Annotated in this window: 13 protein-coding genes; all 13 read left to right on the top strand. The window is 39.0% G+C overall.

The features are described 5' to 3' along the window. The first annotated feature begins 1 nt into the window (after position 1). The 13 genes from ACJVDH_RS16140 to ACJVDH_RS16080 all read left to right on the top strand — a co-directional run bounded on the left by ACJVDH_RS16140 (position 2) and on the right by ACJVDH_RS16080 (position 23,956). A complete protein-coding gene (locus ACJVDH_RS16140) occupies positions 2–298 on the top strand; it encodes a stationary phase survival protein SurE (protein ID WP_443944437.1) in 297 nt (98 codons plus the stop codon). 56 nt (positions 299–354) lie between these two features. Next, positions 355–1,464, top strand: coding sequence for a lipid-A-disaccharide synthase (lpxB, locus tag ACJVDH_RS16135; RefSeq protein WP_443944436.1), 1,110 nt, complete (start codon positions 355–357; stop codon positions 1,462–1,464). A 319-nt stretch (positions 1,465–1,783) separates the two neighbouring features. Beyond that, entirely contained in the window at positions 1,784–4,912 is a 3,129-nt protein-coding gene (locus tag ACJVDH_RS16130) for a SusC/RagA family TonB-linked outer membrane protein (protein WP_443944435.1), read from the top strand. Between the two features lie 9 nt (positions 4,913–4,921). Beyond that, complete coding sequence (locus ACJVDH_RS16125; RefSeq protein WP_443944434.1) at positions 4,922–6,592, top strand: RagB/SusD family nutrient uptake outer membrane protein; 1,671 nt, start codon at positions 4,922–4,924, stop codon at positions 6,590–6,592. A gap of 915 nt (positions 6,593–7,507) precedes the next feature. After that, entirely contained in the window at positions 7,508–10,546 is a 3,039-nt protein-coding gene (locus tag ACJVDH_RS16120; RefSeq protein WP_443944433.1) for a SusC/RagA family TonB-linked outer membrane protein, read from the top strand. A 21-nt stretch (positions 10,547–10,567) separates the two neighbouring features. Beyond that, entirely contained in the window at positions 10,568–12,211 is a 1,644-nt protein-coding gene (locus ACJVDH_RS16115) for a RagB/SusD family nutrient uptake outer membrane protein (protein WP_443944432.1), read from the top strand. A gap of 208 nt (positions 12,212–12,419) precedes the next feature. Next, the gene (locus tag ACJVDH_RS16110; RefSeq protein ID WP_443944431.1) at positions 12,420–13,424 is read left to right on the top strand and encodes a LacI family DNA-binding transcriptional regulator; all 1,005 of its coding nucleotides are present in this window, start codon (positions 12,420–12,422) and stop codon (positions 13,422–13,424) included. 131 nt (positions 13,425–13,555) lie between these two features. Continuing rightward, positions 13,556–16,000 carry a glutaminase domain-containing protein gene (locus ACJVDH_RS16105; RefSeq protein WP_443944430.1) on the top strand — a complete coding sequence of 815 codons (2,445 nt, stop codon included), beginning with the start codon at positions 13,556–13,558 and terminating at the stop codon, positions 15,998–16,000. A gap of 161 nt (positions 16,001–16,161) precedes the next feature. Further along, positions 16,162–18,429: a GH92 family glycosyl hydrolase gene (locus tag ACJVDH_RS16100; protein WP_443944429.1), complete on the top strand. Its 2,268-nt coding sequence runs from the start codon at positions 16,162–16,164 to the stop codon at positions 18,427–18,429. A gap of 168 nt (positions 18,430–18,597) precedes the next feature. After that, complete coding sequence (locus ACJVDH_RS16095; RefSeq protein ID WP_443944428.1) at positions 18,598–19,584, top strand: basic secretory protein-like protein; 987 nt, start codon at positions 18,598–18,600, stop codon at positions 19,582–19,584. Positions 19,585–19,949: 365 nt separating this feature from the next. Further along, positions 19,950–20,867, top strand: a complete 918-nt coding sequence (locus ACJVDH_RS16090; protein WP_443944427.1) for an ROK family protein — start codon at positions 19,950–19,952, stop codon at positions 20,865–20,867. Positions 20,868–20,955: 88 nt separating this feature from the next. Continuing rightward, positions 20,956–21,624 carry a basic secretory protein-like protein gene (locus ACJVDH_RS16085; RefSeq protein ID WP_443944426.1) on the top strand — a complete coding sequence of 223 codons (669 nt, stop codon included), beginning with the start codon at positions 20,956–20,958 and terminating at the stop codon, positions 21,622–21,624. Positions 21,625–21,667: 43 nt separating this feature from the next. Then, positions 21,668–23,956, top strand: coding sequence for a GH92 family glycosyl hydrolase (locus tag ACJVDH_RS16080; protein ID WP_443944425.1), 2,289 nt, complete (start codon positions 21,668–21,670; stop codon positions 23,954–23,956). The last annotated feature ends 175 nt before the right edge of the window (positions 23,957–24,131 follow it).

The raw sequence follows: 24,131 nt of genomic DNA, 5'->3' as shown, positions 1-24,131 counted from the left end.
TATGCAAGAGCGTATTCAAGACCGGATCAGAGGGCGTATTAAAAGGTGGAACAATTCCGTTTGGATTGGTTTGGCAATTGGCTTAGCTACGCCGGCAATTTTATGCAGCGTAGCTTATTATCTTATTCATCATGTCGCTTTTTTGAGAAAAGCCGATTTACTCTATATTGGGGGTATTGGCGTTAATGCGCTCACTATGCAATATTTTTTTAAATACAATAAAGAGAATATTGGCAGAGGTATTTTAGCGGCTACTTTTCTCTGTGCATTTATATTTTTTGCATATAAAACACTATAAAATGCCGCAAATACAAATGACATCAATGTTATTTTTCATCTTCACGCATTAATTTTATGAAATATTATCTCGTTGCTGGTGAAGCTTCCGGCGATTTACACGGAGCAAACTTAATTAAGGCAATTAAAATGCGCGATCCGCAGGCAGAGTTTCGGTTTTTTGGTGGCGATAAAATGGCGGCAGAAGGCGGCACGCTTGTAAAACATTATTCTGAAATGGCTTTTATGGGTTTTACCGAAGTTGTATTGAATCTGAATACAATCTTCAAAAACATGAAGCAATGCAAACAAGATATTGAAAAATGGAATCCAGATGTACTTATTCTGATTGATTTTCCGGGTTTTAACCTGAAAATCGCAGAGTTCGCGAAACAGAAATCATTTAAAGTTTGCTATTACATTTCGCCGAAAATCTGGGCCTGGAACCAGAAAAGGGTTTTCAAGATTAAAAAAGTTGTAGATAAGATGTTGTGTATTCTTCCATTTGAAGTAGATTTTTACCAAAAATGGGGAATGGAAGTGGATTACATCGGAAATCCTTTACTGGATGAAATTGATCAATTCAAGCCGAATCCTAATTTCCTTGATGAGCAAGAGTTAAAAGGAAAGAAAATAATAGCGTTGTTACCTGGCAGTAGAAAACAGGAAATTGAGCGGTTGTTGCCCGTAATGTTGAGTATTGTAAATCAATTTCCTGAATACCATTTTGCAATTGCTGCTGCGCCTAGTTTCAGCGAAAAGTATTACCAGCAGTTTCTGGGAAAAGGAAATACAACTTTGGTCTTTAACAAAACTTACGATCTGTTACACCATGCACATGCTGCGCTGGTTGCATCAGGAACCGCAACATTAGAGACCGCTTTGTTTAATGTTCCGCAGGTTGTGGTATATAAAGGCGGCGCAATTTCTATTGCAATTGCGCGCATGTTGGTGAAAATTAAATTTATCTCGCTGGTAAACCTTATAGTAGACCAGAAAATCGTAACTGAACTTATTCAGGAAGATTGTAATACCGAGCGTATTTTTGCAGAATTAAAAGAAATTGTAGCGGGCAAAGGCCGAGAAAAAATGTTAAATAATTACAGCAATCTTTTTAAACTGATGGGCAAGCCAGGTGCGTCAGATAAAGCGGCAAAAATCATAGTTCAATTTACCGAGGGCCAATAATTGAACCCAAAACTCAATCTTTAAAAACTTAAAAAAACCAGCTGGGATTTATTTTTGTTTTAACATTATTTCACAAAAAAGTAATTTTTTTAAAACATATCACTCGTTTGGGTGTTACTAAATCGTTTTGCGAAAAATCCCCGTTTGCTGTGAACCGTGTTTCTACCGACCGGTTACGATGTAAAATGTGATCGCAAATGCTAATTATATAAAACCTAACTAGTGAGTGCCAATGAAAAACATTCTACCCGGGATCATGGGTTTCCTATGCCTGATCCTAATTTCAAGCCCCCAGTTGTTTGCTAAAACGAAGGAGGGAATGACAAATTCCCGTGCCTTTTATTTTCAACAGCAAGACACAACTAAACGAGACACGACGAAGAAAACGCCTGTCGCGGTGCCAGCAGACACCGTTAAAAAACCTGTAAATCCTCTGGGAAATTCTAACCCTGTTGCCGCGCCGCCGGCCGCACAGCCAGCAGCTGCACCGACAAAAGCAAGTGCAACACCCGCCGATAGTACTGGCCAGAAAACCATTACAGGTGTTGTATTAGACGAGAAAAAAATCGGCTTGCCTGGTGTTGGTATCAAAATTAAAGGAAAAACCGGCGGGAGTGTAACGCAAGAAGACGGAAAATTCAGCATTAAAGTGGGATCTGCCACCGATATTCTGGAATTTAGTTACATCGGTTATCAACCTAAATCTATGCCAGCTGGTTCTGGTGCTACGCCACTTGCGGTAACGATGGTTCCATCAGAATCACAGAAACTGGATGAAGTTGTGGTTGTTGGTTACGGAACAATGAAGACTAAAGAAGTGACTTCATCCGTAGCTCACGTAGATACCGCACAGTTCAGGCAAAGTGGTGCGCGAAGTCCGTTAGATCTCGTGCAAGGTAAAGTAGCCGGTTTAAACCTGACGCGTACAGGAGGCTCAAATCCCAATTCTGCTGTAAATGTGCAGTTAAGAGGTGCAACCAGCGTTCAGGGCAGTTCTGCCCCGCTTTTTGTAATTGATGGAATACCTGGCGGAAATCCTGATCTGTTGCAACAGGATGATATTCTTTCTGTAGATGTATTGAAAGATGGTTCTGGAGCTGCAATTTATGGTACAAGCGCCAATGCCGGCGTAATTTTAATTACCACTAAAAAAGGCAAGCCCGGTGCACCGCAATTCAGTTATTCCAGTTATATCCGTAAAGAATTTATCCAGAATCGCCTCGATTTTCTAAACGCTGGCGAGTTTCGTGATTTGATCAATTCCGGAAGATTGGAAACCATCGATTATGGAGGAAATGAAGATTTATACGGAAGTTTAATCAATAAAGACAACTTGTCTCAAAACCATAATCTCTCTTTATCTGGCGGAACAGAAAAAACAAATTATCGCGCCAGCGTAAACTATCGCGATTTACAAGGTATTGGATTGCAAAACGGGCGGAAAGAATATAGCGCACGTTTAAATGTAAACCAAAAAGGCCTGAACGATAAATTAAATGTTCAAATGAATTTGGCTACAAATTTCAACAACGCAAATACTTTAGGTGGTAGTGGCCTGGATCAGGATTTGGTTGTTGGTGGTAGCGGATGGGAAGAAGAACTGACAAAAAACCCAACTAAGAGAATTTACAATCCTGACGGAAGTTTTTATTACGATACCCAAAGTACCAATCAGTTTGCGCGCTTGCAGCAAGGTACAAGTAAACGCAAACAACAAACCAGTTCTGCAGATATTAAAGCCGATATTGAACTGGCAAAAGGTTTGAAAGGATCTATTTTCGGATCCGTACAACGAGACAGTTATATTGACAGTGAATGGGCATCTGTATTTTCAGAACGCTCTATCGAAGATGCTGATTATCCGGGTGGCGGTTATGCAAGTAAAGGAAATTTCCTTTCTCAAAATTTCGCATTTGAGCCAACATTGCAGTACAACACGGTTATCAATGAAAAACATTCTATCTCTGCCGTAGCCGGATACAGTTACCGCTATAATGTAGAAGAAGGTCAGTTTGCGTCTAACAGAGGTTTTATTAACGATAAATTTCACGAGGATAATCTGACTACCGGAATTGCCTTAACCGATGGCCGAGCGGTAATGACCAGCTTCAAAAACGACAATACATTAATTGCTTTTTTCGGAAGGATTAATTACGCATTAAATAATAAATATTTACTTCAATTGATTTTAAGACGTGAAGGATCTTCTCGTTTTGGTGTAAACAACAAATGGGGAAGTTTCCCCGCAGTTTCACTGGGCTGGAATATTTCTGACGAAGATTTCATGAAAAATGTGAAATGGGTAAATTATCTGAAATTGAGAGCGGGTTACGGTGTTACAGGTAACTCTGGTTTTGCCAATAATGCATCGAGAGTTGTACTTGGTGGCGGCGGGCGTTATTTGTATCCGGATGGAAGCTATCGCGAAACTTACGGGCCAACAACCAACGCCAATCCGGATTTGAAATGGGAAACCAAACGTGAGTTAAACATCGGTGCAGATTTTACTTTGTTTAACAGTAGACTGACTGGTGCAATAGACGTTTTCAACAGAACAACTAAAGATTTGCTTGATATTTATACAACGCCTCAACCACCGTATGCACTATCTACAATTTATGCAAACGTAGGTCAGATATCCTCAAAAGGGATTGAATTGGCCTTAAGTTATAAAGCCATTCAAGGCAAAGATTTTACCTTCAGCATGGATTTTACGGGAAGTACCTTGAGCAATAAGTTAGATACATATTCTAACGATGTGTTTAGTGTTTTAAGTAAAACATTTGCACCAATTGGTGGAAGCGGAGATCTTGGAGATGCCATTACTACCTATCAGGGTGGCGCATTGGGCGAGTTCTGGGGCAAACGTTTTGCCGGTTTTGATGCAGATGGAAAATGGCTTTTTTACAATAGAAACGGAGCGGCTGTTTACAACGATCAGATCAACAACTCAAAAGATCCGAACGTAACAGATCTTGCACGAATTGGTAACGCTATTCCAAAATACTATGCTTCATATACAGCCAATTTTACGTACAAAAACTGGGATTTCAGAGTGTTTTTGAGAGGTAAGTTCGATTATCAGATTCTAAATACAACGGCACTCACGTATGGAAATCCGTCTATTATTGGAAGCAATTACCTGAAATCGGCTTTTACCAAATACAGCCAAATCAACGATACATTTATGTACTCAGATTACTATCTGGAAAACGGAACAAATGTTAAAATAGACGAGGTTACAATCGGTTACAATTTCAAATTGAAAACCAAGGTAATCCGCAATTTACGTGTGTATGCAACCGGACAGAATTTGGTTACGCTCACCGGATATACAGGTAACGATCCGGATTTCGTATTGGATACAGGTTTAGGTCCGGGTGTAGACAACCGAAATGCTTATCCAAGTACCCGCTCATTCCTATTTGGTCTAAACCTTGGCTTTTAATTTACCATCATGAAAAAAAATATAAAATATATAGCATTATTCCTTTCTTTAAGTGCGCTGTATTCATGCACCAAACTGGATGAAAATGCCTACGATGTAATTCCGGCAGATGAATTTTATTCAAATAAAAATGAAGTAATATCTGCGGTATTGCGCCCGTACACTCATGCAAATGCATGGGTTGCGCCAGCCGGACAGAACGGATGGTGGAGAATGTCTGAACTTTCTGGCGATCAATTGGCATGGCCAACGAAAGGCCCGCATGGTGAAGATGGCGGCCGGTGGAAAAGGTTGCATTACCATTCCTGGAATGTAAACGAAGACAACTTTAACAATGCCTGGAACCTGATGTATTGGGGAATGGGCTTGTGCAACAGCCCGATTCAAAATTTAGAGAAACGCAGCATTGCCGAAATGGGAATTACTCAGGCAGAAAAAGAATCGTTTATTGCTGAGTTAAAGTTGTTGCGCGCATTTCATTACCTGAAAATATTGGACTTATGGGGAAATGTGCCCATCAGCACTGCAATTCCTGAAGGTACTGCGCCAACAGACAGTTATCCGGCAACCACAAGCAGGGCAGAAGTGTTCAAATTTGTGGAACAGGAAATCAGAGAAAATATTGATAAAGCGCCAAAACTATCAAGAGCGATGTTGGGAAGAATGACGCAGGCGGGCGGATATGCTATGTTGGTAGAACTTTATCTCAATGCAGAAGCCTGGACAGGAACTCCGCGTTGGGACGATTGTATCGCTGCTGCGGATAAATTAATCTCTAACCAGGCTGGAGGCCAAAATGGAGCAATGGCGCTTGATACCAACATTGTCAACCAGTTTGTGAATACAAATGATCTTTCTAAAGAGGTAATTTTTAGTGTGGCATATGATTATAAACGCGCTAATTTTGAGCCAGGTTTTGCTGCAGATTTCTTTCACTTTAATCAAAGAGAGATTTACGGTGGAGGAAGAAATGGAAATGATGGCGTGGTTTTAATTCCGGGCGTATATACGAAATACGATTCGCTTGATCTTCGCCGTAAAGAGTGGTTATTGATCGGGCCGCAATATAAATTTACCAATCCGAAAGAACCTGTTTTTGGAACAGTGGAATATGCCGGAGAACCCTTGGTATTTGTAGACAATATCCGTAAAAATAAAACCGGTTCAACCACTTCTACCATGAGTGAAGGAGAAGAAAACAGTGGTGTACGTTTCAATAAATACAGACTTGGAAATTCAGTAGCAGGTTTTATCGTAAATGGAACCGATACTACAGCCGTACAGCCAGATGAAAATTACAACAATACCGACTGGAATATTTACCGTTTAACCTGGATTTATTTCGCAAAAGCAGAAGCCATTATGCGTAAGAATGGTGGCGTGGCCAATGCAGAAGCTGTTCAGTTGATTAACGATTGTAAAAAAAGAGGTTTTACAGCTGCGGTATGGCCTTCAAAAGCGTATACCACAGCAACGCTTAACCTAGATGAACTTCTGGCTGAACGCGGAAGAGAATTTATTTTTGAAGGATTTAGAAGAGATGATCTGATTCGCTTCGGTAAGTTCACAACTTCTGCCTGGTGGGATCACAATCCATCAAGTGCATTCAGAACTTTATTTCCGATCCCGCAACAGCAGTTGGATCTCAATAAAAAACTTGTTCAAAATACGGGTTACTAAACAAACCATATTTTTTTTGGAAAAGGGATTTTGCCATCTGGCAAAATCCCTTTTTTTTAAAAAAAATTAACAAGTTGATAACGGGTTATTTTCTTAATCTCCTTTGTTTGGTTTACAAGGTTGTATCTGTTAAAGTACAAAAGTTATTTCCTGATCCACGCTTTCTAAAATGATTTAGTTTCATTCGGTCAAAAATATCAAATTGGTTTTCTGTTCAAAAAATGGGTTTAGGGCTTTCTAAATGCGATGTATTGTATTGTAACTTTTATTTTACAAACTAAAACGTTTTAAGTTCTTAGAAAAAATCTATTTTCAAATCGTAAACGGAACAAACTAATCAAATCTAAATTATGAACATACAGGAAATATACCTCCCAAATTAGACAACAATTCCCTGCATTTAAAGCATATCAATAGCATTTAACATCATGTAAATGTTTAGTTAGCAAGTGAAAAAAAGCACAACAGAGTGTGTTTTTGAAAAATAATTGGAGGGTTTAACCATTGCGCTGACTTTGCATTTGGCGTATTCGGCAAGATGCAGGTATCATTACGAATTAACAATCAACCGGGAAAGAAATTAAATTTTGATGTGTCAGATCATGAAGATTTAATAAAAAAGGAAAACTAATCATTATATAAAACCAGGCAAATTTCAACAGGATGAACCACCTTAGCGGGTGATGGATGAGCAGGATTCATGCTGTTTCAACTGATGTTTCGGATCATCAGTTACAAAATTTTCGAGTAACAAATTTTGAGAAACTAAAATACTACACGTTTCTGAAGGGACTTGGCTGTACAAAGCAAAATGACCAGAGCAATGTGTTATCGATATAGTAAATCGATTTTTTGGCTATCAAACACAGATAAGAAGAAAAACAAACTAATCAATTAATATAAACAAAGCCGCTAATGAAAATTAATTTACTCAAAATTACTGGGCTATCTGCTGCAATCGTATTGCTGAATGGTCCAACATTTTCAATGAACACGGATTGGGGAGGTTCTAAAGATTTCTCCGGTTTGGACATGCACATCAGGCACGTTCTAAAACAAGATGTAATTACCGGAACGGTAACTGATGAGACCAATCAACCGGTTCCGGGTGTTGGTGTACGGAATGTGACTTCTGGTAAAAGTGCCGTAACCGATGTGAATGGTCAGTTCTCTATTGAAGCCAGCACAGGAGATCAGATCCGTTTTACTTTTATCGGGTATGAAACTCAAACGTCTACAGTGGGTTCTGGTAAAACCATGCGTGTTAAACTCATTGTAGATGGCGATAACAAACTTGACGATGTGGTTGTAGTAGGATATGGTTCACGTAGCCAACGCGAACTGACATCGGCCATTACTAAAGTGGATACGTCAATGTTTCGTCAAAGTGGAGCCAGAAATGCTTTAGATCTTTTACAAGGTAAAGTAGCTGGTTTGCAAATTAGTAGAAGTAGCACAAATCCAAACTCTGGCGTAAGCGTTCAACTTCGTGGTGCTACCTCAATTTCCGGAACGCAGAGTCCGCTTATTGTTATTGACGGAATCCCAGGAGGTAACTTAGATCTTTTGCAACAAGACGATATAGAATCATTCACGGTTCTGAAAGATGGTTCTGCAGCCGCAATTTATGGTACAAGAGCTAATGCAGGTGTTATTTTAGTAACAACAAAAAAAGGGCGTAAAGGTCCATCTCAGTTTAATTACAATGGTTACGCCAAACACGAAACTTTGTATCAGCGCCCGGATTTCATGAACGCGACGCAGTTTAGAGAAAAACTGGCCAGCGGGCAATATCGTGCGCAAGATTATGGTGGCGATTATGACTATTTCTATGACATCATCAATAAAGATAATTTAACCAATTATCACAACTTAAACGTATCTGGAGGCGGGGAAACCTCCAACTATCGTGCATCCTTATCGTACAATAATTTCGACGGTTTTGCTCGCGAAAACAGCAGAGAGCAATATCAGTTTAGAATGAGCCTTACCCAAAAAGGGTTCAAAGACAGGGTGACTGCTTTGTTTAACGTAGCTACAAATATAAATAAGGCCAATTTGTTAGGTGGCGGTGGATGGGAAAATGTGCTCACTAAAAACCCTACAGAGTCCTATTATAACCCAGATGGCTCATTCCTTTTTACTAGAAACATAACCAATGAGGTTGCCAGATTAGAGCAGGAAAAGTATAAAAGAAGTCAGCAAACAAACTCTCTGGATGGTAAAGTGGATATCGACATTATTAAAGGCCTGAAAGCATCTGCATTTGTATCGTATCAGCGCGATCAGTATATCGATAACCAATACCGTTTATTGGCAAGTCAGAATTCTTTAGAAAGTGAAAATGGAGCCGGCGGTGGTTATGCATCAAAAGGCACTTTACTCAGCCAGACTTTCAACTTTGAGCCAACAATTGAATACAGCAAATCCATCAATACCAAACATAGGTTTACTGCTATGATGGGTTATTCATATCGTTACGAGGTAAATGAATCTTTCAGTGCAAACAACAGAGGTTATACCAACGACATATTTGAAGAGAATAATATGGGTAGTGTGCCTGTAGCGTTAAACCAAATTGGTATTGCCAGTAATAAAAACGACAATAGATTAATCGCACTTTTTGGTCGTATTCATTATACTTTTGATGGAAAGATAAATTTTGAAGCGGTAATGAGAAGAGAAGGCTCATCTCGCTTCGGGGACAATAACAAATGGGCAAGTTTCCCGGCAGTTTCCGCATCATGGGAATTGACGCGTGAGAAGTTTATGGAGAATGCCAAATGGCTTAACTTTTTAAAGTTTAGGGTAGGTTATGGAGAAACCGGAAATTCAGGTATTGGTAACTATATGTCACTTGTTACACTCGGACCCGGTAACTTATACCCTTTCCCAAGCGGAAGTTGGCAACAAACTTATGGACCAACCAGAAATCCAAATCCAAATTTAAGATGGGAAACAAAAAAAGAATCGAATATCGGGGTTGATTTTACGATGTTAAACAATAGGTTAACAGGATCTATTGATGTGTACAAACGTACTATTGCCGATTTGATTGATTATTATACTTCTCCTCAGCCGCCATTTGTACAAAGTAGTATTTATACCAATGTAGGTACCATGTCTGCAAAGGGTATAGAACTGACTTTAGGTTATACTGCGATAAAAAAGAAAGATTTTAGCTGGAATATCAACTTCGCGGGAAGCACACTGGACAATAAGTTGGATACGTACTCAAACGATGAGTATAAACGTGATATGAAAACTTTTGGTTCTATCGGTGGTGCTGGTGCCTTGGGCGATGCATTTCGTACTTATGAAGGTCGTAATGTTGGAGAATTTTGGGGTAAACGTTTCGCAGGTTTTACACCTGATGGAAAATGGTTATTTACAAACCGCGCTGGGCAGGCCGTATCAAATGGACAAATCAATACTTCCGTTTTCCGCGATCAGACGGATTTCCAGTTGTTGGGTAACGCAGTTCCAAGGTATTATTTGTCTTTAGGCAACACTTTCACATATAAACAGTTTGATTTAACTGTGTTTTTAAGAAGTAAACTCGATTTCGATGTATTGAATACCGTTGCACTTTCTTACGGCAATAAATTCGGAACTCAGGGCAACTTGCTAAACAGTGCATTTACCAAATACTCAGAAATCAATGATACCTACATGTATTCAGATTACTATCTGGAAAAAGGAAGTTTCTTAAAAGTTGATGAAGTTACTCTAGGATATACTTTCAAGTTTAAAGACAAAGCGTTCAGAAGCTTACGGATATATGCTGTTGGACAAAACTTAGCCCTTTTAACTGGTTATAGCGGTAATGATCCGGATACCATTCAGGATATCGGATTGGGTCAGGAAATCAATGGAAGAAGTTTAGGTATCGATACACGTAGCCCTTATCCAACCACCAGACAATTTATATTCGGCGTTAATTTTGGCTTTTAATACAGGACAGAAATGAAAAAAATGAAAAAAATTCTCTTGTCAGCACTTGTTGCAGCTCCAATTTTATTTGATGCATGTACTAAGCTTGACGAAACTATATACAGCGAGTTGGTAACCAACAACTTTTACAACAATAAAAACGAAGTTGTATCTGCTGTCTTAAGACCATATACCCATGCAAATGCCTGGGCAACTCCATCCGGACAAGATGGTTATTGGAGACCTTCAGAACTTTCTGGCGATCAGTTGGCATGGCCAACAAAAGGGCGCCACGGTGAAGATGGTGGAAAATGGAAACGACTACACTACCACAACTGGTTGGTAGATGATGGCCCCTTAAATAATGCATGGTCTTTAATGTATTGGGGAATGGGTTTATGTAATGACCCTATTGAAAATCTGGAAAAACGCAGTTTAAGCCAAATGGGAATTACTCAGGTAGAGAAGGATGCGTTTATTGCAGAATTAAAGCTGTTCAGAGCCTATCACTATCTGAAACTGATGGATCTTTTTGGAAATATTCCGATTGTTACCCAGGTAGGTATTCCGGCGAAGCCAGAAACCAGACCACGTGCAGAAGTTTTTGCTTTCATCGAAAAAGAAATCAAAGAAAACGTAGAGAAAGCACCAAAGCTTTCGAGAAATATGATTGGCCGTATGTCGCAAGCAGGCGGATACGCAATGCTTGTAGATCTTTATTTGAATGCTGAGGTTTGGACTGGAACAGCACGTTGGGACGATTGTATCGCGGCAGCAAATAAGCTGATTAATAATGAAGCTGGCGGACAAAACGGTGCAATGGCATTAGATCCAAACATTACAGATCAGTTTAAAACAACCAACGATCTTTCAAAAGAAGTAATCTTTGCAATCGCTTATGAATTTAGAATTGCCAATTCTCAACCCTCATGGACTGGCGAATTTTTCCACTTTCAACAGGGAATAATTTACGGCGGTTCACGTAATGGAAACAATGGAGTGGTAATGGTACCGGGAAATTATACCAAATACAACAGTGCCGATTTGCGTAGAAGCAATTGGTTGTCTATCGGTCCGCAGGTAAGATTTGATAATGGCCAGCCTGCACTTGCTTCCGGAGGGAATGAATACAGTGGCGAACAAATTAGATTTGTTGATGAAATACGCCGTGCGAAAGCGAACTCCACAGTATCTAATATGAGCGAGGGCGAAGAGAACAGTGGGGTACGTTTTAACAAATATAAGTTGGGTAATAACGTTGCTGGTATAGTTAATGGAACCCCGGTTGCAATTGATATCAATTACAATTGCCCAGACTGGAACTTATACCGTTTAACATGGGTATACTTTGCAAAAGCAGAAGCATTAATGCGCAAAAACAATGGCGTGGCAACTGCAGATGCGGTTCAATTGATTAATGACTGCAAAAAACGCGCATTTTCTGCGGCAGATTGGACCAATAATGCATATACCACTTCTACTTTAACACTTGATGAGTTGTTGAATGAGAGAGGTAGAGAATTTGTGTTTGAAGGTTTCAGACGTGACGATTTAATCCGTTTTGGTAAATTCCATACGGGAACCTGGTGGGATCACGTACCGTCTGCAGCATTCAGACAGTTGTATCCAATACCACAAGTACAAAGAACTTTAAATGAGAACCTGGCTCAAAATCCGGGGTACTAGTTAGAGGTAAGTTGTTGGAGAGGGCTTTGAACAGTGTTTCAAAGTCCCTTTTTTAATAAATACAGGCTTCATTTATAACAGTTGAATGGTAATTTAACTTAACTTTAAGACTATATAGTTGAATAAAATATTAACTTTTATCCGCTATATTAGCCGAAATAGCCGCGTGCTGGCCGTATTCCGAGATATAAAATATAATCACCTAACCATGAAACCTCTTTCAATAAAAGATATCGCTACCAAAGCCAATGTGTCCATCACAACTGTTTCCTTTATCATTAACGGCAAGGCAAAAGACAAATCCATCAGCGAAGCTGTAATTGCAAAAGTTCAGAAAATTATAGAAGAGAGCGGTTATCAACCCAATCAGATTGCAAGAAGTTTACGTACCGGGAACTCAAATATTATTGGGTTAATTGTTGAAGATATTTCCAACTCTTTTTTCTCCAGAATTGCGCGTTTGATAGAAGATAAGGCCTATAAAAAAGGGTACAAAATAATCTATTCCAGCACAGAAAATAATGTAGATAAAGCAAAAGAGCTGATCAATTTATTCAAATCGCGCAAGGTTGATGGATATATCATTTCGCCAATAAAAGGAATTGAAGACGATATCAAAATGCTTTTGTCAGAAAATAAACCCGTAATTCTTTTTGACAGAAACCTACCTAATCTGCAAAGCAACTATGTTGGTGCAGATCACTTAAAAGCGTCTTATGAATGTATAGAAAGTTTTATCAAAGCCGGCAGAAAAAAAATTGCTCTTGTTACCACAGATGTTAGCGTTGAACAAATTGAGCAACGCTTTGAAGGATACAGTAAAGCGCTTGCAGATTATAAAATTGCAGCAAATGATCAACTGGTTTTGAAAATACATTTTAATCAAAGTGAAGAGCAAACCAGACAGCAAATAAAGACACTTTTTGAAGAAAATGAAATTGATGCTGTACTTTTTGCAACCAATTATCTCGCGATAAGCGGACTTAAAGTTTTAAAGGAGATTGGTCAAACTATTGGTGAAAATTTTTCTGTAATTGCGTATGATGATCATGAAGCGTTTGAGTTGCATACACCAAGTATTTCTGCGGTACACCAGCCGCTTGAAGAAATTGCAGAAGCCATTATTAAACTTATCCTTTCTCAGCTCACAGCCAAAACAACCATTGTAAATGAAGAGGTGATTATACCTGCAAAACTGGTGTTGAGAAACTAAACTCGGTAACGAAAATGTTTCGCTTGAGGTAGTTTTTTTCCTGATTTATTTTCTATTATTGGTTAAGTAAAACGTTTTATTTGATTGTTCAGATAATATGTTTGCGATTGATCATTTCTAACCAATATACCATGAAAAAAAAATACCTGCTAGCTTTAGCCCTATTGTTTTCCATTGGCGTGCGTGCACAAGATCATGCGCCGGCTTATCCACTTATTGCACACGATACCTATTTTAGTATTTGGTCTTTCGGAGACAAACTTAATGAATCGGCAACCAAACACTGGACCGGCCAGGATCAATCTCTTTTGGGGATTCTAAAAGTAGACGGACAATATTACCGGTTTATGGGCGCAGAGCGAAAAAACTACAAAGCCATATTGCCCGCTTCAGACGAAGTAAAATATACCGCCAGTTACAGCTTTGATCAACCCGCAAACAACTGGAATCAACCCGCATTCAATGCCAGTTCTTGGAAAAGTGGAATTGCGCCTTTCGGCGATGACAATCAGGCTAAAACGAAATGGGAAAGCGATAACATTTACATCCAGCGGAAATTTACGCTTGCAAAATTATCCTCATCAAAAAAATATCTTAAACTTAATCACGATGACAATGTAGAAGTTTTTCTTAACGGAAAATCCATCTACAACAAAGAAGGTTGGGTACATGAATATATCTATATTCCTATTGCAGAAGGCATTTTAAAAACGGGCACAAATACCTTGTCCATTCATTGTAAAAACACTGCCGGCGGCCGTTTCTTAGATGCCGGAATTGTAGAAGAAGTGCCGCAAAAGATAAAAATGCAACTGGCTACGCAGAAAGATGTAAAACTTGACGCTACCAACACCACTTATGCATTTACTTGCGGAACGGTAGATTTGAATGTCAGATTCACTTCTCCGTTATTGTTGGATAATATTGAATTAACTGCAAGGCCAATCAGTTACATCACGTATGCTGCAAAAGCAAATGATGGAAAAACGCACCAGGTAGAATTGTATTTCAGCGCTTCTTCAGATATTGCGGTGAATACACCTGATCAACCGGTTTCTGCCTGGAAAAGCACTGCCGGAAATCTAAATATTTTGAAAACCGGAACTGTAGAGCAGCCCATTTTGCAAAAGAAAGGAGATGGTGTGCGCATAGATTATGGATATTTGTATGTGGCCGTTCCGGCTGATTTTAAAGCAAAGCAGTTTCTCGGTCATCAGGAAGAAAATGTATCCGCCTTTATGGCGCAGAAATATCCAACACAAACTGAAATTTTAAACAACAAAGGCCTTGATTTGGCAAGTGTAATTTCCTTCGGAAATGTGTCTGGTAACAAGGTAGAACGCCATTTAATGTTGGGTTATGATGATCAGAAATCTGTAGAGTATTTCGGTGAGGCGTTATTGCCAATCTGGAAGAAAAACGGAACCGGAAAATTTGAAGATCAGCTGGCACAAGCGGCAAAAGATTACTCCGCACTAAAAGATAAAACCAAAGACTTTGATGCCCAGCTATACAATGCAGCGGTGAAATCTGGCGGTAAAGAATATGCAGATTTATGTAAAGCAGCTTATAGACAAAGTATCAGCGCGCATAAAATTGTTTACGCACCAAATGGCGAAATTCTTTTCCTTTCTAAAGAAAACTTTAGCGGTGGTTTTATCAACACTGTAGATGTAACTTACCCATCTGCACCTCAATATTTGTTCTACAATCCAGAATTGTTAAAAGGAATGTTGAATGGTATTTTCTATTATGCAGAAAGCGGAAAATGGAAAAAGAATTATCCTGCGCACGATTTGGGTACTTATCCTGTAGCAAACGGACAGATTTACGGTGAAGACATGCCAGTGGAAGAAGGTGGAAACATGATTATTCTAACCGGTGCACTAACTAAAGCCGATGGAAACGGAAATTACGCCGCCAAACATTGGAACACATTATCTACATGGGTAGATTATTTGGTTAAAGAGGGTTTTGATCCGGCAAACCAATTGTGTACAGATGATTTTGCAGGCCATTTAGCCAGAAATGCAAATTTATCGGTAAAAGCAATTGTAGGTATTGGCGCCTATGCGCAAATGGCAGATGTGCTGGGCAAAAAAGATGTCGCATCTAAATACCGTAAAATCGCTTTAGATATGGCTGCAAAATGGCAGCAAATAGCAGATGCAGGCGATCATTACGCATTGACATTTGACGATAAAAATACCTGGAGCCAGAAATACAATTTGGTGTGGGATAAATTATTGAAACTAAATTTATTTCCTAAAGCGGTGTACGATAAGGAGATTAAATATTATTTAACCAAACAAAACGAATATGGTTTGCCTCTAGATAGCCGCAAAACCTATACAAAATCGGACTGGATTTTATGGACGGCAACGCTGACGGATAACCCAACAGATTTTCAAAAATTTGTTCACCCCGTACATAAATATTTGAATGAAACCACAACTAAAGTTCCACTGAGCGATTGGCATGAAACAACCGATGGTAAAAAAGTTGGTTTTCAGGCGAGAAGTGTTGTAGGTGGATATTTTATCAAAATGCTTGCCGATAAATGGAACATTCAATAAGAAAATAATTAATAACCAGCGTACAGATACTTTCTACTATTCATTGTGCGCTGGTTTTGGCCTATGCTAAATTAAATTCCCTTCACAATTCCTGCTTTTTAGCAAAAATGGCGACTGCCCGCTATTGATGTATTGAAAAGCCAATCTAACCAAAGCACTTTATGAAAATCAGATTTACCTTCTTATTGGTATTTTATTCTGCCTTGCTCTATGCCCAGAAAAACAATTACGTGCAATATGTAAATACGCTTCAAGGCACAAATTCCAAACATGAACTTACGCGCGGCAATACCTATCCAACAACTGCTTTGCCTTTTGGAATGCATACCTGGACACCACAAACCGGAAAAAATGGTGATGGCTGGAAATATCAGTATTTTAAAGATAAAATTCGCGGTTTTCAGCAAGCGCATCAATGCAGTTCGTGGACACGCGATTACGCTGTTTTTTCTTTCATGCCAGAAATCGGTCAATTGGTTGTAAATGAAAACCAAAGAGAAACCAAATTTTCTCACGCCAATGAAACAGCCAAACCGAATTATTATCAGGTGAAATTTGATAACGGCATAAATACAGAAATTGCACCAACTGAGCGCGGTGCACACCTGCGTTTCAGTTTCCCGAAAGGCGAAAAAAGTTTTTTGGTGCTTGATGGTTATACCGGTTTAAGCGGCGTAAAAATTTATCCCGCGCAACGGAAAATTACCGGTTATGTAAATAACGGAGAGGGATTTAAAAAAGGATGGAAAAGTTTTTTCGTAGCTGTTTTTGATCAACCCTTTAAAGCTTATGGAACCTGGGAAAACCAAAGTAATAGCGTAAAACCAGATTCTACTTCGGCAGACGGAAAAGGTAAAGGATTATATCTCGAGTTTAAAACCGGGGCAAAAGTGCAAGTGAAAACGGCCTCATCTTACATTAGTGAAGAACAAGCCGCTTTAAATCTCGAACGTGAACTTGGGGCTCAAAACAACCTCGAACAAACCAAAGCAACAGCAGCAGAAGTCTGGAATAAATCGCTCGGTAAAATAGAAGTTGAAGGCGGAGATAAAGCAGATCTGGAGACTTTTTATTCTTGCTTTTTCCGAGCAAGTTTGTTTTCGCGTAAATTTTATGAACTGGATCAGGCAGGAAAACCGGTTTATTTTAGTCCGTATGACGGTTCTGTACACACCGGTTATATGTTTACAGACACCGGATTTTGGGATACTTTCAGAGCGCAATTTCCTTTGAATACTTTAATGCAGCCAGAAATGCATGGCCGTTATATGCAAGCCATGTTAGATGCATATGATCAATGCGGATGGCTGCCTTCCTGGTCTTTTCCCAGCGAAGCAGGAAGTATGATTGGAAATCATGCCATTTCACTTTTTGCAGATGCATGGGCAAAAGGCATTCGCACCTTCGATCCCGAAAAAGCACTAAAAGCTTACTTGCACGAAGCAACAGAAAAAGGACCTTGGGGGCCGGCAAACGGACGTGATGGCTGGCGTGAATATTATCAACTTGGTTACGTGCCTTATCCAAAGTACAGAGAAGCAACAGCTAAAACTTTAGAGTATGCGTACGACGATTTTTGCGGATACCATTTGGCAGAAATGACCGGAAAGCCATTTTACAGTGATATTTTTAAACGCCAAATGTATAATTATAGAAATGTGTATGATCCTTCATCGCGTTTTATGCGCGGAAAAGATGAATGTGGAAGATGGGCCAAAAACTTTGACCCGACAGAGTGGGGCGGGCCATTTACAGAGGGAAATGCATGGCATTGGCAATGGTCAGTTTTTCAAGATGTGCAAGGACTGGTTAATATGATGGGAGGCAACAAAAATTTTGTCTCAAAATTAGACTCTGTTTTTTCTGAACCCAATACGGTAAATACCGGATCATACGGCGGCATGATTCATGAAATGACCGAAATGGTGATGGCCAATATGGGGCAATATGCACATGGCAACCAACCCATTCAGCATATGGTATACTTGTATAATTATGCCGGAGAGCCTTGGAAAACGCAATTTCGCGTACGCGATGTAATGAAAAAATTGTACAATGCTACAGAAAATGGATATCCCGGCGATGAAGATCAAGGGCAAACTTCTTCATGGTATGTTTTGAGTGCTTTGGGTTTTTACAGCGTAACACCCGGAACTGGTGAATATGTAATTGGGAGTCCGGCGTTTAAAAAAATAACAATCAACCTGGAGAACGGTAAAAAATTCATTATAAATGCAAGTGGAAATTCTGATGAAAATGTGTATATCCAATCGGCTACATTAAACGGTGCAGCGTTTACCCGCAATTACATTACGCACCAGCAAATTCTAAATGGCGGCATGCTTAACCTCGAAATGTCTAAAACTGCTAACAAAAGCCGTGGTCTTACTGTAGATGATAAGCCATTTTCGTTGAGCAATGTGAGATAAATCAATTTATAAATTTTAGGGTAATTTTAACATTTTCTCGTTTTATCTATATGTCACATATATGGTACACTTTAGAAATATTAAAATTCTTATAATTGATTAATTAAACGTTTTAGTTTAGTCTTAATCAAAGATATCGAATAAAAAATATTATAAAAATAAACCACCATGATGAAAAAAGTTTTACTCAGTTTACTGCTTAGCGTTTTGGTATACTCCACATTCGCCCAGAAAAAAGAAAAAGCGTATCAAATTTCTATCGCAGATACAGAAAACACTATTGATCCTAAAGTAAAGGCTAATTTAACTGCGGCATTTTACAATGTATATCCGTGGTTTGCATCTGCAGATGGTTATAGAACCAAAAGAGATGCAGAACTGATTTTTACCAATGAGGCTGCAACCATTCTGGCAAAAGCCGGAGAAATTAAAGTAAATCCGGATTGGGTTAAAGACAAATCGCAAAGTAAAATTGAACACGAACTGGAAGAAGCTTTCAAAAGAAACTGGTCTTACTTTAGTAAAGAAAAAAAGAAAGGGTATACGTTAACATTCATCAGCAAAGATCCAAATCTTGATCCCGAAGTCAGACAAAACCTTATTGATACCTATTTTGAGATTTACCCCACTTTGGTTAAAACGTTCAACAACAAATCTACAAAAGATGTACTTTTTGTGGTAGATACAGCATATAAAGCAGTTGCTGAAGCCAGCGGAAACCGAATTTTGTTTAGTGCGGGTTATATGAAAGCGCATCCAACAGATATAGATGTGGTTACGCATGAAACCATGCACATTGTACAAGGCTATGGTTACAGCGCTGGTCCGGTTTGGCTAACGGAAGGTATTGCAGATTATGTACGGTATAAATATGGTGTAGATAATGTGGGTTCTAAATGGGCTTTACCCGCTTACAATGAGAAACAGAGTTATACCAATAGCTACAGAATTACTGCACGCTTTTTTGAATACCTGGAGCAAAAGGTAAAACCCGGATTAATCCCAACTTTAGATCAGCAATTGAGGGCGCATACTTACACAGAAAAATCATGGGAAAACCTTACCGGGAAAACTCTTGACCAGCTTTGGGCCGATTACAGTAAGAATGCAGCGTTAGATCTTAAATACAGCGATAAAAAAGGAAAAAAAGCATAGCAAAGCAACTATTGGTTTCTTCATGCTGTAAACCAAATTGTTTTTACGCCAATAACCGCTTAAAACTTTGTTTTATTGTATGCGGTAGAATATATTTACGGCTACACATTTTAAACCGCAACCTCTATAAAAAAAGCATTAATCATTTCGTTCGTTTAGCAATGTTGTTACTTGGAAAAACGTTTTATTAATCTAAATTAGCGGTTATCTAATGAGCCAGATATTGATCTTCATTTCAGAATATATTTCTCTGTATGTGTCTTTATGTGGTTTGTAGATGCGGGAAATAGTAAAAGTAAATTATACCAGGGACAATTATAAAATAAGTCTGATAAAAAATCGCATCAGCGGCATTCAGTACATTAATGAAAGAAGACATTGACAAAGCAAAATCTACCACATTAACTTTAGGCGTAGATATTGGTGGTTCTCATATTACCACAGGTTTGGTAGATTTAGATCATAAACAATTGATTGAAGGATCTATCAAAAGAAAGTTTATAGATTCTAAAGCAGCATCAGCTGATATTTTAGATGGCTGGAGCGCCATCATCCGCGAATCGTATGCAGCACATTCCACTTCAGAAATTACGGTTGGTATTGCGATGCCCGGTCCGTTTGATTATAAAATGGGCATATCGCTGATTAAAGATCAGGATAAATTCAAATCTTTATACCAGATAAATGTTAAGCAGGAGCTGGCAAAACGTTTAGGCATTTCTGCAGAAAATATTCGCTTCATTAACGATGCTGCGGGTTTTCTGCAGGGCGAAGTTTTTGCCGGTGCAGCGAAAGGAAAAACAGGTGTAATGGGATTAACTTTAGGTACAGGATTAGGTTCTGCATTTTGCATTAACTTTAAAGCAACCGATGCTGCCTTGTGGGATTCGCCTTTTCTAAGTGGCATTGCCGAAGAATATCTATCCACCCAGTGGTTTACTAAACGATACAAAGAACTTACCCAACAAGAACTTGCCGGGGTAAAAGAATTGGTGACTTTGCTTCCGGAAAGTCATGCCGCAACGCGGGTTTTTATGGAGTTTGGAAACAATTTGGCTCAGTTTCTAATTCCGATTATTAACGAGAATGAGATTGATACCGTGATTATTGGCGGCAATATCGCACAGGCATTTAATGAATTTGCACCAGAATTAACCGCTACTTTAAAAGGAAACCAGGTTGATGCAACGCTTAAAATATCAGAATTGAAAGAACATGCCGCATTAATTGGCGCAGCCAGCTGTTTCGATTACAATTACCAGGAAGCATCAAACAACAATTAACGCCAATTTTGCTACCCAATTGGTAAAACGATTTATAAAATTAATTAGATTGCCTTGTATTTTAGGCCAACCCATAATCAGAAAGTTTATGAAAAAAACCACAATCATCGGTTTATTGTCTGCCGCCTTTATGCTGCCTTCGGCGCTTAAAGCACAGGATGTAATCAAAAAAAACGGTTATCAATTGACATTCGAGAACAATTTTTCGGCGCTTGATCCCAAATTAAAGCAACGATTGATTTCGACCTTTTTTGATGTTTATCCGAAACTGGCAAAAGAATACAATCCAAAGACCTTAAAAAAGGTTACTTTTTCTGTCGATACTGCTTACAAAGGTGTAGCTGCAACTGCGAACGGAAAAGTAACGTACAGCTCAATCTGGATGGAAAAACATCCTGAAGACATCGATGTAGTTACACACGAAGTGATGCACATTGTACAGGATTACGGCAATAGCGTTGGTCCAGGATGGCTTACCGAAGGTATTGCAGACTATGCACGTTACAAATTTGGTATCGATAACGCCGGTGCAAAATGGGCTTTACCCGCTTTAAAACCAGAACACAGTTATAAAAACAGTTACCGTATTACGGCGCGTTTTTTCGCCTGGATAGAAAAAAATGTGAAACCCGGAACCATTAAAACAATAGATGCATCGTTACGTGATCATCGTTATATCAACCAAATTTGGACAACCCTAACAGGTAAAGATTTGGATGCACTTTGGGCAGATTATGTAAAAAATCCGGAGATTTAAAATCCCATAGTTCACAACACATAAACGGAAATAGAAAACAAAAATGAAAAAATTATTTATCGCCTTATTGAGCTTAGCCGCATCATCCAGCTTTGCACAAACTGTAGGTAAAATTACCGATCCGGTAGATTGGATTAATCCGCTAATGGGTACCCAATCTAAACCAAGCTTATCTAATGGAAATACCTATCCCGCAATTGGTTTGCCGTGGGGAATGAATATGTGGTCGCCACAAACAGGTAAAATGGGCGATGGCTGGGCATATGTTTATGATGCCGATAAAATACGTGGTTTTAAACAAACCCATCAACCTTCCCCGTGGATGAACGATTATGGCGCATTTGCCATTATGCCCGTTACCGGAAAACTAAAATTTACAGATGATGACCGCGCAAGCTGGTTTAGCCACAAAGCGGAAGTTTCCAAACCATATTACTACAGTGTTTATTTAGCAGATGCCGATGTAACTACAGAAATTACACCAACAGAACGCGCTGCGCAATTCAGGTTTACTTTTCCTAAAACCGATAGTTCTTACGTAGTAGTAGATGCACAAAACAAAGGTTCTTATATTAAGATCATTCCGGCCGAGCGTAAAATCATCGGGTATACCTCTAAATATGCACGTGGTCCATTGCCTAAGAATTTCAAAAATTACTTTGTTATTTATTTTAATAAAGATTTTGATCTGGCAAAAACCTGGAGTGGCAAAAACCTTAAAGACAATGAGCTTGAATTGGAAAGCGACCATAGCGGTGCTGTAATTGGTTTCAAAACGAAGAAAGGGGAGCAGGTTTTAGCAAAAGTAGCTTCTTCTTTCATTAGTTTTGAACAAGCAGAATTGAACTTGAAAAGGGAATTGTCTACAGATGGTTTTGATGCAACAAAAGCAAAAGCACGGGCAACGTGGAATAAAACGTTAAGCAAAATTGCTGTTGAAGGCGGAACAATTGATCAAACACGTACTTTCTACTCTTGTTTGTACCGCACGTTATTCTTCCCTAATAAATTATATGAAGTAGATGCACAAAACAAAATTGTACACTGGAGCCCGTATAATGGTCAGGTTTTGCCGGGTTATATGTTTGCTGGTACAGGTTTCTGGGATACTTTCCGTGCGTTGTATCCATTCCTGAATCTGGTTTATCCTTCGATAAATAAAGAGATGCAAGAAGGTTTAATCAACGACTATAAAGAAGGCGGATGGTTGCCAGAATGGAGCAGTCCGGGTTATGCAAATATTATGGTGGGCAATAACTCTGCATCTGTTGTAGCTGATGCGTACATTAAAGGTTTGCGTGGTTACGATATTCAAACTCTTTGGGAAGCTTTAAAACATGGAGCAAATAATGAAGGCCCAATGGAAGCTGTTGGTCGTGATGGTGTAGAATATTACAACAAATTGGGCTATGTTCCTTTTGATGTTAAGAAAAACGAAAATGCGGCTAAAACTTTAGAATACTCGTATGATGATTTTACCATTTATCAGTTGGGTAGAGCTTTAGGTAAACCAGCATCAGAAATTGAGATTTACAAGAAAAGAGCAATGAATTACAAAAATCTTTTCGATCCGGCTTCTGGTTTAATGCGCGGAAAAAATCAGGATGGAACTTTCCAAAGTCCTTTCAGTCCGTTTAAATGGGGCGGTGCATTTACTGAAGGAAATAGCTGGCATTATACCTGGTCTGTATTTCAGGATGTAGATGGTTTGGCTAAGTTAATGGGTGGACATCAGAAATTTGTAACCAAACTGGATTCAGTTTTCTCTATGCCTCCGGTATTTGATGAAAGTGCATATGGTGGTGTTATTCATGAAATCCGCGAAATGCAGATTGCAAACATGGGTCAGTACGCACATGGAAACCAGCCAATTCAGCACATGATTTACTTGTACAATTATGGTGGTGCACCTTATAAAACTCAGTATTGGGTTAGGGAAACTATGAACAGAATGTACAGAGCAACGCCAGATGGTTACTGTGGTGATGAAGACAACGGACAAACTTCTGCATGGTATGTGTTCTCTGCAATGGGTTTTTATCCGGTTACACCGGCAACAGATCAATATGTATTGGGTGCTCCATTGTTCAAAAAAGTAATCTTAACGCTTGATAATGGTAAAACTGTATTGATTAATGCACCTGCAAACAGCGATGCAAACAGATATGTACAATCTCTGCAGATGAATGGAAAACCATATTCTAAAAACTGGATCAGCCACAGCGGATTGCAAAAAGGTGCCGTTTTAAACTTCGGTATGTCTGCAACGCCAAATAAAACAAGAGGTTCAAATCCCGTAGATTTTCCATACTCATTGTCTACTGAGAAATAAAAAAAATCGGCCGGAAGCACTCCAGCTACCGGCCGATTTTAACCCAAAATAAGATCGAAAAGAAATGGGGATTCCACATATTAGCAGAATCCCCATCATCTAAATTAACGCTCTCATATATACAAACGCCAGAATACAGAATTATTGTGCAAGCAATAATTTTTTTGTTTTTAAA

The organism is Pedobacter terrestris (genome assembly GCF_052343045.1).
Taxonomy (GTDB): Bacteria; Bacteroidota; Bacteroidia; order Sphingobacteriales; family Sphingobacteriaceae; genus Pedobacter.
Note: the sequence above shows the minus strand (reverse complement) of the source record. Positions and strands in the feature narration are given on the sequence as shown.